Below are 12,050 nucleotides of genomic sequence, written 5' to 3'. Positions count from 1 at the left end.
TCTAATTGCTTATTAAAATCTGAGGTTTACTACTTTACAGCCTCTATTGCTTTGTCATAATCCGGCTCCTGGGTAATTTCAGGTACCAGTTCAGTGTATGCAACCTTTCCATCCTTACCGACAATAACTACTGCACGTGCCAGCAAGCCACCCAACGGTCCATCTGCCATACGCACACCGTAACTTTCATCAAAATCAGAGAAACGGAAATCAGACAAAGGAATTACATTTTCAATACCTTCCGTAGTACAGAACCGTGCATGGGCAAAAGGCAAATCTTTGGAAATCGCCAAAACCACTGTATCTGGCAGACTCGCTGCCAGCTTGTTGAACTTGCGCACAGATGTTGCACAAACACTGGTATCCAAACTTGGAAAGATATTCAATATTACATTCTTACCTTTCAAATCTTTCAAAAAGAAAGAAGAAAGATCTGTTTTTACTAACTCGAAGTCGGGAGCAACTGTCCCTACTTTTATAAACTCACCGATAATCTTAACCGGCTGTCCTTTAAATTTTGTTGTAGCCATAGTTTTCTTGTTTTATATGTCTATATAACAAACGAACTGTTGGAAAAGTTCGCCCAAAACTTTTCCAACTGCAAATTGTTACTCTCACAAACATGATTACAATAACCATTTAAAATTAAATTTGCATGAAAACTTTATTTGACGAACTTCAATGCGAAGTAAAAAACTGGTGGATGTCTCTCCTACTTGGTATACTCTATGTAGTAGTTGCTATAAGTCTGATGTTTGCTCCGTTCAGCGGTTATGCAGTTTTGAGTATTCTGTTCAGTATATCGATGCTGTTCAGCGGTTTGTTAGAGATTTCTTTCGCCGTAAGCAACCGGAAGAATGTTTCCAGCTGGGGTTGGTATCTGGCAGGCGGTATCATCGACATGATATTAGGTTTCTATCTGATAGCTTATCCGCTGTTAAGCATGGAAGTAATTCCATTCATCATTGCATTCTGGTTAATGTTCCGCGGCTTTTCTTCCATCGGCTATGCCATGGATCTGAAAAGATATGGTACCAGAGACTGGGGATGGTATATTGCCTTCGGCATATTAGCTGTGATTTGTTCACTCCTCATTCTGTGGCAACCGGCAATAGGTGCCATGTATGCTGTCTACATGATCTCATTTGCATTCCTTATTATCGGATTTTTCCGCATTATGTTGTCTTTTGAGTTGAAGAACCTTCATAAGCGAGGAAGAAGTATGAGAGATAAAAATGAAGAAAAAGAAATTCCAGTAGGATAAGTAGCAATCCAGCCCGGAAAAACGAGTTGACTAAAGAACCTGGCAACAGGAACTCGCCAACTCGCTTTTTCATTAGTTACACCTCAGAAAGCGATGCATAGTGGTTCTGGATACCCCCATCTGACGAGCTAATTCCGAACAAGAAACACCTCGCTTGGATTCACGCATCAAACGTCTTTTATTCTCACGGAGTACTCGCATTGCAGGACAGGTTCCTTTTTTACGTCCTAACTTGACACCTTCCTGTTTTCGTCTTGCCAACGCTTCCTTAGTCCGCATGGAAATCAAATTACGCTCTATCTCCGCCATCAATCCAAATGCAAACCCCAATACTTTACTGTTAATGTCATTTTGAAAAACATATCCCTCTTTCGTGCTGTACAAAATAATTTCTTTCTTTATACACGAATTGAGAATGGTCATGATTTCTAACAAGGTGCGACTCAATCTTGAAATCTCCGTTACAATCAACGCATCCCCCCGCTGCATCCGGTTCAACATCCCCGACAGCTTTCGCTCCTTACTACTCACACTACCGCTCACTGTCTCAGTGTACCACTTGTCAATCTTCAATCCATTTTTCTCTGCAAAGCGCAGAAGTTCTTCACGCTGATTAGCCAGAAACTGCTTTTCTGTACTCACTCTTAAATAAGCTACTACCATAATTTTGTTGTTTTTATAGGTTTAACAGTGCCAAAGAACAGCAATAACAGTGAAAAATCACAATATCATTAAGCTATGAAATACAGCAAGTTCGCGCACTTTACCCCTTTTATTTTACATCACTTATTTCGAAGATGGCAAAGCAAATTATGTAGGAATACACATTTCCATACCGGAAGCTGGTTATAAAAAGAAACAAGAAAAAATCTTCTTTCTTTTCTATAATAGACTATTTTTCCTTTTCAGCTTCCCACAAGTCCTATTATTAAGTTCTTGAAACGTTAATTATCTAATTATGAATGCATTGCATTTACCAGCTGTTCACATCATAATGTAAAAGCATTTACCTCAGCATGTAACGGTCTTTACCCCATATTGTAACGACCTTTACCACGGTATGTAACGGTCTTTACCACGTCATGTAACGGTCTTTACCGTAACATGTAACGGCCTTTACCGCAACATGCGAACAAGATTAGCATGGGGGATAAAAAGAACCACCATGAAAGAAAACGACCGCATCTCTGTAAGATTTCAATTCCACTCTTCCCATAAAAAAATGAATCTATTCATTTTATTCTACCCTTCGTTTGCATTATCTTTGTGGTCAGTTTTATAACAAGAATATAAATTCATAATTAAAAAACAAAGAAATTATGGCAATGCATACATGGTTTGAGTGCAAAATCCGTTACGAAAAAGTAATGGAAAACGGAATGAACAAGAAAGTAACCGAACCTTATCTAGTAGACGCACTCAGCTTCACGGAAGCAGAAGCACGTATTATTGAGGAAATGACACCGTTTATTTCAGGAGAGTTTACGGTATCGGACATCAAACGTGCTAACTATAGCGAATTATTCCCAAGCGAAGAAGAAGCCGCAGATCGCTGGTTCAAATGCAAACTGGTCTTCATCACTCTGGATGAAAAGAGCGGAGCTGAAAAGAAAACATCTACTCAGGTATTGGTACAGGCTGCCGACCTCCGTGATGCCGTTAAAAAGCTGGATGAAGGCATGAAGGGTACAATGGCCGATTACCAGATCGCTTTAGTGTCCGAAACACCTCTTATGGATGTATATCCGTACAGTGCAGAACCCAATGATAAACCGGAGGTTTAATATATATTAGTATCATGAATATTGCAGATAATCTTCAACAAGTGCTGAACGAACTACCTGAAGGGGTGCGATTGGTAGCTGTTTCCAAATTTCACCCCAATGAAGCGATAGAAGAAGCCTATCGCTCCGGGCAGCGAGTGTTCGGTGAAAGTAAGGTGCAAGAAATGACTGCCAAGTACGAAAGCCTTCCCAAAGACATTGAATGGCATTTTATCGGGCATCTGCAAACTAATAAAATAAAGTATATTGTACCCTACGTAGCCCTGATTCACGGCATTGATTCATACAAGCTTCTTGTTGAGGTCAATAAACAGGCCGAAAAGGCCGGAAAAGTGGTCAACTGCCTGCTGCAACTGCACATTGCAGAGGAAGAGACTAAATTTGGTTTCAGTTTCGACGAATGTCGGGATATGTTAGCGGAAGGTGAATGGAAAACTCTCAGTAACATACAATTATGCGGCTTGATGGGCATGGCGACAAATACAGACGACAATGAACAAATAAAGAAGGAATTTTGTTCATTAAGTAGCTTCTTCAAAGAAGTGAAAGACTCATGGTTTGCCGACACAGAGGCTTTTCGGGAGTTGTCCATGGGAATGTCCCACGATTATCACCAAGCTATTGCGGCTGGCAGTACTCTGATACGCGTAGGAAGCAAAATCTTTGGAGACAGAACGTATTAATCATTATTCATTAAACATTATTACCATGGCAACATTAAAAACTACTTTTGCCGGGTTAGAATTAAGAAACCCAATTATCGTCAGCAGTTCAGGCTTAACTGATAGTGCTGAAAAAAATCAGAAATTCTATGAAGCCGGTGTCGGTGCCATTGTTCTGAAATCTCTTTTCGAGGAGCAGATCATGATGGAAGCTGACTGGCTTGGAGATCCGAATATGTATCCGGAAGGCAGTGATTACCTGGTAGAATACGTCCGCCAGCATAAGCTGTCTGAATATCTGGAATTGATTAAAGAGACTAAGAAAGTATGCCCTATTCCTGTTATTGCCAGTATCAACTGCTATCAGGATGCTGAATGGGTAGGCTTTGCACAGCAAATGGAAGCTGCAGGCGCCGATGCTATAGAAATTAATATTTTGGCGTTACAAACAGATGTTCAGTACAATTACGGTTCATTTGAACAACGTCATATTGATATTCTCAGCCACATCAAAAAGACAGTTCGCATCCCGATCATTATGAAATTGGGCGACAACCTTACTAATCCGATAGCTTTGATAGACCAGCTATATGCCAATGGAGCTGCCGCTGTTGTATTGTTCAATCGTTTCTATCAGCCGGATATCGATATCGAGAAAATGAAGCAAATCTCAGGAAATGTATTCAGCACAGGAGCTGATCTGGTTAAGTCTTTACGCTGGATAGGTATTGCCTCAGCAGCAGTAAACAAGCTGGATTACGCAGCATCAGGCGGTATTCATTCTCCCGAAGGAATCGTAAAAGCAATTCTTGCAGGAGCTTCAGCCGTAGAAATCTGTAGTGCATTTTATCAAAACAGTTATGCGCTTGTAGCAGAATATACCCGTTTCCTGAATTTATGGATGGATCGTAAAGGAATGGAAACAATCTCTCAATTCAAAGGAATGTTGAATGTTAGCGATTTGAATGGTGTGAATACCTTTGAACGTACTCAGTTCATGAAATATTTCTCCAGCAGAAAATAACAGGAACCACACAACATATCATTATAAAGCAAGAGGCTGTCTCAAAATAAAGTGAATCCTATTTTGAGACAGCCTCTTACATCTTTAATCCTCTTACGGAATACTCTTATTTAACGTGAGTTCAAGACAAACTATATTCTTAAACCAGTTTCTTGTCCAATGCTTCGAAACATGAATTCTTACTGATAAATTCCGGCACAATGTCCTTCATGGCCGACACAATCTTCATCTGGTCATAAGTGTAGCTAACGTCTATCAGTTTCTGAATACGCTCTTTCACTTCATCATAGTCATATTCACGCACGGTAGCTATCATGATTTTATCATGATAGGTCGGCTTGGTCAATTCTTTCACATTTAGTAATTCCTCATACAGCTTCTCACCATGACGCAATCCGGTAAATTCTATTTTCACATCCGTACGGCCTGACAGACTGATCATACGTTTGGCAAGATCTACAATCTTCACGGGCTTGCCCATATCAAAAATATAAATCTCACCTCCATTCCCCATACTACCGGCCTCAAGTACCAGACGGCAAGCCTCAGGAATCGTCATGAAATAGCGGATAATCTCAGGATGGGTAACTGTAACCGGTCCCCCACGTTGTATTTGATCGCGAAAACGGGGAATCACAGAACCGTTGGAACCCAATACATTGCCAAAGCGCGTCGTAATGAATTGAGTTACATATCCACCATTTTGTTGTAACTTCCTTGCCAAAGACTGTACATAGATCTCACAAATACGTTTGGAACATCCCATCACATTCGTCGGGTTCACAGCCTTATCAGTAGAGATCATCACGAACTTCTCCGCCCCATACTTCACAGCCAGGTCAGCTATGGTACGGGTTCCATACACATTGATCTGGATGGACTCTGAAACATTATCCTCCATCATCGGTACATGCTTGTAAGCCGCCGCATGGAAAATATACTGAGGCCTATATTCCCTGAAAATATCTTCCATACGTGTAGGATTGGAAATATCTGCAATGATAGTCTCTGCATCAATATCACGCCAACAATCCTGCAATTCCAGACGAATATCATGCAACGGAGTTTCTGCCTGGTCTATCAGAATCAACTTATAAGGATTGAAAGAAGCTACCTGACGCATGATTTCGCTGCCAATAGAACCGGCAGCACCGGTTATCATCACCCGTTTTCCTTCCAGATGAGAAGCAACTTTATGAATATCAATCTCAATCGGATTACGCTGCAGGAGGTCTTCAATCTGTATTTCTTTCAGTTGGGTACGGTTCAAGGTTTGCCCGCTCCATTCGCTCAAGGGAGGCGCAGTCATCAATTTGATGTTGTGGGCCAAAAGACGGTCAGTCATATCCGACCTTTTCAGCTCCTCCATTTTGGCAGGCGAAATAATAATAGCATGTACATCACGGTCGCTCAGCACATCAATCAACGTCTCGTCATTGGGGAATACCTTCACTCCCATCATCACTTTATTTATCAACTCCGGCTCGTCAGCAATGAAACCACGCAAGCGATAATGATTACGCAGGTTCACACGCAAAGCTTTAGCAATATTCACCCCCGCTTCCTTAGCGCCATAAATAAAAACGTTGGCGCTATGGCTTCCGTCAAAATTCAGAAGTTCATAAAACATCTTCACAACAATACGCGAACAGGACATCATGGCGAAACTGATAATATATGCCATGAAAAACACGCTCACAGGTGCCAGGCGGACATTCATGTAACTTGATAGAAGTACACTTGAAATCATCAGCAGTGAATAAGACACTGTCAATGACACAAAGATGCGCATAATATCTATAAACGAAGAAAAGCGCAACACATTGGAATATGTACGAAATACCCGAAAAAATACTAAATTGACAATGACCGTCCATACAATCGTTTTGTCAATGGTGGAAGACTCCAGAAAAATACTCTGAAAATCATACCGGAGTGCATAAGCCAATAGGCTGGATACAACGATTATCAGTACATCGATCAACAGAATAGTCCAAATCGGCAATACCTTTGCTGAGAGGTATCGATGAAAAAATTTATGTTTCATTTCATTTGACAGTTTTGCTTTAGGCGGGGCAAAGATACATCATTTTTTATCAAATAAGAGAAGAAAAAGATAAAAATATGTGATAAAATGAAATGAGGCTGTCTCAAAATAGTTTTTTTGAAGTGAACCCCAAAAGTTTTTTATCTAACTTTCAGAGGTGAGTTCAATTTTGAGACAGCCTCAGACTAATGATCTATAAAGCTCTGTTACATCAAATTACTAGCTAATTCACTTAGTTGACTACGTTCTCCTTTTAACAAATTCACATGAGCAAAAAGGTTCTGATCTTTCATACGATCAATCATGTAAACCAAGCCATTGGACTGGCTGTCCAGATACGGTTGGTCTATCTGCTGGATATCACCGGTGAACACCATTTTGGTTCCTTCGCCAGCACGGGTGATAATAGTTTTTATTTCATGTGGAGTTAAGTTTTGTGCTTCATCAATGATACAATAAGTTTCACTCAAACTACGTCCGCGAATGAAAGCTAACGCCTCGATTACCAGCTGCTCGCTTTTCTGCATATCTTCCAAACGTTTTACTTCAGTAGAATTAGAAGCAAACTGACGTTTAATAACATTCAGATTATCAAACAAGGGCTGCATGTAAGGTGCCACTTTCTCTTTTGCATCACCCGGTAGGAAACCAATATCTTTATTGGATAGAGCAACAATCGGACGTGCCAACAGAATCTGTTTATAATCATTCATCTGACTAAGGGCAGCTGCTAAAGCCAACAAAGTCTTTCCCGTACCAGCTTTGCCCGTCAGAGCAACCAACTTAATATTAGGATCAGTCAACACTTCGAAAGCAAAACTTTGTTCAGCATTTCTGGGTTCAATGCCATAGTTCTTTGTTTTATTTACCCGGCAAATGGTATGTGTAAAAGGATTATAACGCGCAAGGACACTATTCCTGTCACTTTTCAGGATAAAACATTCATTCGGATGGATAATATCTTTGAAATCAAACTCACTGATATCCAGTCCTTCTCTGGAAGAATAAATACGGTCTATCAAAGCAGGATCAATTCCTTCGAACACCTCATTTGACTTTTCAAATATATCCACATTTATCACCTTATCGTTGATGTAATCTTCGCAAAGCAGACCTATGGAACGTGCTTTCATCCGGAGATTCACATCTTTAGTCACCAGGATAGTTTTCATATCCTTCTTCTGGCGTGTCAGCCAGTCCACTACAGCCAGAATCTTATGATCGGGAATACGCTCGGGGAATGAGTCGAACACATCCGGAGCATCCACCGAACCGGCTATCACAAATAAACTTCCCAGACCTTCGCCCAGAGAGGCACCTTTATTGAAAAGATTGTCATCGGTAACTAAATCGAGTTCACGGAGAAATTCACGGGCATTGAAGTTTATCTGTTCATTCCCTTTCTTGAATTTGTCCAATTCTTCAAGAACTACGATGGGAAGATAAATGTCGTTCTCTTGGAAATTCTTAAGACAGTTATAGTCGTGAAGGATCACATTCGTATCAATCACAAAATTTTTCTTTGTTCCCATACTCTTTTAGATTTAAAATGTTGATATATTTGCCTCCAAAGCGAAGATAAGCTGCACTTCGACATAAAAAATGAACAAGTTCATTTTATTCTGCTCTCAGTTTGCATTATCTTTGCAGCTTCTAAGATAGGAATTAAAAAGAGAGAATAGCTTGCTTTCTCGTTAAATATTTTAAAAGATGGATTATCAGAACACTTTATTATACTTATATAACAGTGTCCCCATGTTTCAACAGGTGGGAAGTTCAGCATACAAGGAGGGTTTAGAGAATACACTAGCACTGGACGAACACTTCGGCCACCCGCACCAGCACTTCCACAGCATCCATGTAGGGGGAACTAATGGAAAAGGCTCATGTTCGCACACACTTGCCGCCATTTTGCAGGAAGCAGGATATCGGGTAGGACTTTACACTTCTCCACACCTTGTGGACTTCCGCGAGCGTATTCGAGTGAATGGACAATCCATCCCGGAAGAGTATGTAGTCCGATTTGTAGAAAAAGAACGAAATTTCTTCGAACCTCTGCATCCTTCTTTCTTTGAATTGACTACTGCTATGGCATTCCGTTATTTCGCCGATGAACATGTAGATGTAGCAGTTATTGAAGTAGGACTGGGTGGAAGACTGGATTGTACCAATATTATACATCCTGATTTATGTATTATCACCAATATAAGTTTTGATCATACCCAGTTCCTCGGTAATACATTAGAGAAGATAGCAGGAGAAAAAGCCGGTATTATCAAAAGCAGAATACCCGTTGTAATCGGAGAAACCACTCCCGAAACAAAACCTGTATTTACAAAAAAGGCTCGCGAAGTGGATGCGCCCATTTTCTTTGCAGAAGAAAACAAAAAAGATGATTACCCCGGATTGGAATGTGAACTAAAAGGATTATACCAAGCTAAGAATACCCATACTTTACTCACAGCCATCGCACAGCTACAGCAAGCCGGATACAATCTGAGTGAGCAGGCTGTCCGTAGTGGTTTTGCACATGTTTGTGAACTAACCGGCCTGATGGGACGTTGGCAGAAATTGCAGGACAACCCTACTCTGATATGTGATACCGGACATAATGTAGGTGGTATCACATATATCACAGAGCAATTGAAACAGCAATCTTACCGAAAGTTACATATGATTATAGGTATGGTGAATGACAAAGACATACGTGGTGTATTGGCATTACTGCCCAAAGACGCTGAATATTATTTCACGAAAGCCAGCGTCAAACGTGCATTACCCGAAAATGAGCTTTACCAACTTGCTTCTGAAGCCGGATTACAAGGAAGTTGTTACCCGGATGTCCCTTCCGCTGTGCAGGCGGCACAAGAAAAAAGCCTCCCGGAAGACTTTATCTTCGTAGGAGGCAGTAGCTTTATTGTTGCTGATCTGTTAGCGAACTGCGATACACTCGATCTCCACTAAAGCATCTTTCGGCAGAGCTTTCACTGCAACAGCCGAACGAGCAGGGAAATCACCATCGAAATAGGTGGCATATACTTTATTCATATCTGCAAATAATGACATATCTTGCAGGAAAACAGTAGTTTTGACAATATTTGCCATCGTCAAACCTGCTTCTCCAAGGATATGCTTAATATTCTCCAATGACTGGCGGGCTTGTGCTTCAGCCCCTTCTACCATCTGTCCGGTAGCTGCATCAATAGGCAACTGACCAGATACAAATATCATTCCATTCGCTTCGATAGCCTGGCTGTAAGGACCGATAGCCCCCGGAGCTTTCTGACTGCAAATTACTTTTTTCATTCCAATAATATTTTAATATTCAACAATTTATGATTTATACAAGAAAAAAACAGATATTCTATGCAGTATTCTCCAACTTCATGCATTTACCTAATAGGATTATACACAAAAGAAAAATTCACTTATACCTGTTTTAAAAACCTAGACTTAGCTAATTCTTTTTTGACACGGGAGTTTCCCGATAAAGGCTCGGCTTGTGAAAGCAGAGCCTTTTTTAAATATATCAACTGCGTCACAGATAACACTTTATATTACAACTACTTACAATGTTTTTCAATCAAAGCATCAACGTTCGGATCACCCAGTTCTTTTGCTTTCGCAAAACTAGCACAAGCCTCCTTGTTCTGCTTCAACTGCAATTGTGCAACTCCCATCAAACGATAAGCTTCAGCATATTTGGGATCAATTGCCAAGGCTTCTTTCAGAACTTTAATAGCTTCTTCATTTCTACCCACGCGAATATTCACCGCAGCAAGTTCCGAACGATAAGTCAACTCTTTCGGATTAAGTTCAATTGCTTTTGCCATATCATCCAACGCACGTTGGAATTGTTTTGCCTGGAAAGCGGCTTGTTCACGGTAATAGTAGAATACATCATTCACATTACCACGCACAGCTTTATAATATTCATCATAATCAAGCATTGCATTACGCCCCTGTCCGGCATTCATGCGCGCTTGGGCACGTTCCAGCAGATAAGGGGCAACATCTTCAGTATACGGTTGCAGGCAATGTGCTATACAGCTATCCATCAAAGCCAGCACTTCTTCCGGAGCTGCTTCCATCAATTCTTTTGTCTTAGCAGCACTAAAGAATGTAGCAGGAGAAACAATATTGGTTTTATTTACTTTCTCATAGCTGGCAAGAGCTGCTGCATAGTCTTTTTTAGCAAACTGAATATCGCCTTCCAACTGAACATAAACCGGAAGTTCCTCAATTGCTATTGCTTTACGAACTTCATCCAATGCTTTGTCATATGTCCAATCTTTATAGGTGGTTTCCGGCTTAGTCAACTGATAATTATAAATTAATTTGGCACGATTGAAGTATGCATCATCTTTCTTCTGTGCTACTTCAAGTGCTTTATCTATATCAGCAGCAGCCTTATCCATCGAACTTATTTCTTTCGACAAATACATTTGACTGTTGGCACGACGAAAATAACCATCGGAACTGTTAGGATACTGGGCAATAAAATCATTCAGCAATTCGGCATATTTCTCCGGAGTTTGCTGTGAAGAAGCCATATAAAGATATACCAGCGCTTGTTCTTCTGTATCGGGCAACGCTTTCTTAATGCCAATACTTGATAAAGCATGATCATTAAAGGAAAGAGGATTAATCTTCTGAGCCATAGCATAGTCAGCACCTACCGCATAGCAAATGGTAGCTGTATCTTTTCCTGAAGATTTCTGTGCAAGACCGAAAACTTGTCCGTCAGCAGTCATTACCGGACAACTTACCATCTTGTCTTTCAGATGCATATCAAGCGTATAATAATGATATTGTCCATCTACCTTAGATTCTTCTTTTACCTGTCCGGTAGTATAAGAACGGTCTTTCTGTGTAGAATAAGGCAACAAATAGACACTTGTACCTACAGTCGGAGCCGTAGGAGATACCAGTAATGCAGGTACTTTTTTTCCTGAAATCGCTACACGGAACTTCACAACATCGTACATGTCGTTTGCTCCCATGATAACTTCCACAGGCATTTGTTCACCCTCTGAATTAATGACTACGGCACGTTGCGCACCTTTAAACAGACTATAATCAGACAGAGCCATTCCATCCTCGGTAACAAAAAATCCGTTTCCCGTATTGAGTATCTTATCACTCTCATCGTACGTAACTACCGAAAAAACAGCACGCTTGGCTTTTTCCACCCATTTGGGTGCCTGAGCTACACTCCACTGTGCCAGCAAACAGAGGGCGAGCGTCAACAACAAGTTCTTTTTCATAT

11 protein-coding genes are annotated in these 12,050 nt (G+C 40.7%); 5 read left to right on the top strand and 6 right to left on the bottom strand.

Going from position 1 to position 12,050, the window contains the following annotated elements; genetic code table 11:
• Window positions 1–29: 29 nt before the first annotated feature.
• Window positions 30–530 (bottom strand): thiol peroxidase, encoded by a 501-nt coding sequence (tpx, locus tag DW182_RS13100; RefSeq protein ID WP_021967221.1) that lies wholly within the window; start codon window positions 528–530, stop codon window positions 30–32.
• Between the two features lie 125 nt (window positions 531–655).
• Here tpx and DW182_RS13095 point away from each other — a divergent pair, with 125 nt between their 5' ends.
• Window positions 656–1,264 carry an HdeD family acid-resistance protein gene (locus DW182_RS13095; RefSeq protein WP_007664932.1) on the top strand — a complete coding sequence of 203 codons (609 nt, stop codon included), beginning with the start codon at window positions 656–658 and terminating at the stop codon, window positions 1,262–1,264.
• 72 nt (window positions 1,265–1,336) lie between these two features.
• On the opposite strand, the gene DW182_RS13090 is transcribed toward DW182_RS13095, so the two are convergent.
• Window positions 1,337–1,930, bottom strand: coding sequence for a master DNA invertase Mpi family serine-type recombinase (locus DW182_RS13090; RefSeq protein WP_270348543.1), 594 nt, complete (start codon window positions 1,928–1,930; stop codon window positions 1,337–1,339).
• Window positions 1,931–2,583: 653 nt separating this feature from the next.
• Between DW182_RS13090 and DW182_RS13085 the strand changes: the two genes are divergently transcribed.
• From DW182_RS13085 to DW182_RS13075, 3 genes are read left to right on the top strand one after another with little or no spacing between them, the layout of a single operon-like run.
• The gene (locus DW182_RS13085) at window positions 2,584–3,048 is read left to right on the top strand and encodes a DUF4494 domain-containing protein (RefSeq protein WP_007664937.1); all 465 of its coding nucleotides are present in this window, start codon (window positions 2,584–2,586) and stop codon (window positions 3,046–3,048) included.
• 14 nt (window positions 3,049–3,062) lie between these two features.
• A complete protein-coding gene (locus DW182_RS13080; RefSeq protein ID WP_118295803.1) occupies window positions 3,063–3,731 on the top strand; it encodes a YggS family pyridoxal phosphate-dependent enzyme in 669 nt (222 codons plus the stop codon).
• Window positions 3,732–3,756: 25 nt separating this feature from the next.
• Complete coding sequence (locus DW182_RS13075) at window positions 3,757–4,734, top strand: dihydroorotate dehydrogenase-like protein (RefSeq protein ID WP_007664942.1); 978 nt, start codon at window positions 3,757–3,759, stop codon at window positions 4,732–4,734.
• A 139-nt stretch (window positions 4,735–4,873) separates the two neighbouring features.
• Here DW182_RS13075 and DW182_RS13070 read toward each other — a convergent pair whose 3' ends face one another.
• Together DW182_RS13070 and DW182_RS13065 are read right to left on the bottom strand one after the other, a co-directional pair.
• A complete protein-coding gene (locus tag DW182_RS13070) occupies window positions 4,874–6,781 on the bottom strand; it encodes a nucleoside-diphosphate sugar epimerase/dehydratase (RefSeq protein WP_118295802.1) in 1,908 nt (635 codons plus the stop codon).
• Between the two features lie 206 nt (window positions 6,782–6,987).
• Window positions 6,988–8,313 (bottom strand): PhoH family protein, encoded by a 1,326-nt coding sequence (locus tag DW182_RS13065; protein ID WP_007664946.1) that lies wholly within the window; start codon window positions 8,311–8,313, stop codon window positions 6,988–6,990.
• A 178-nt stretch (window positions 8,314–8,491) separates the two neighbouring features.
• Here DW182_RS13065 and DW182_RS13060 point away from each other — a divergent pair, with 178 nt between their 5' ends.
• Window positions 8,492–9,745: a folylpolyglutamate synthase/dihydrofolate synthase family protein gene (locus DW182_RS13060; protein WP_118295801.1), complete on the top strand. Its 1,254-nt coding sequence runs from the start codon at window positions 8,492–8,494 to the stop codon at window positions 9,743–9,745.
• Here DW182_RS13060 and DW182_RS13055 read toward each other — a convergent pair.
• On the bottom strand, window positions 9,713–10,087 hold the full coding sequence (locus DW182_RS13055; protein WP_118295800.1) for a RidA family protein: 375 nt from the start codon (window positions 10,085–10,087) through the stop codon (window positions 9,713–9,715). The two genes, DW182_RS13060 and DW182_RS13055, sit on opposite strands and share 33 nt — an antisense overlap.
• Before the next feature lie 257 nt (window positions 10,088–10,344).
• On the bottom strand, window positions 10,345–12,048 hold the full coding sequence (locus tag DW182_RS13050; RefSeq protein ID WP_118295799.1) for a serine protease: 1,704 nt from the start codon (window positions 12,046–12,048) through the stop codon (window positions 10,345–10,347).
• Between the last annotated feature and the right edge of the window lie 2 nt (window positions 12,049–12,050).

The sequence above is a fragment of the Bacteroides sp. AM16-24 genome, assembly GCF_003471885.1.
In the GTDB taxonomy this organism is placed as follows: domain Bacteria; phylum Bacteroidota; class Bacteroidia; order Bacteroidales; family Bacteroidaceae; genus Bacteroides.
Note: the sequence above shows the minus strand (reverse complement) of the source record. Positions and strands in the feature narration are given on the sequence as shown.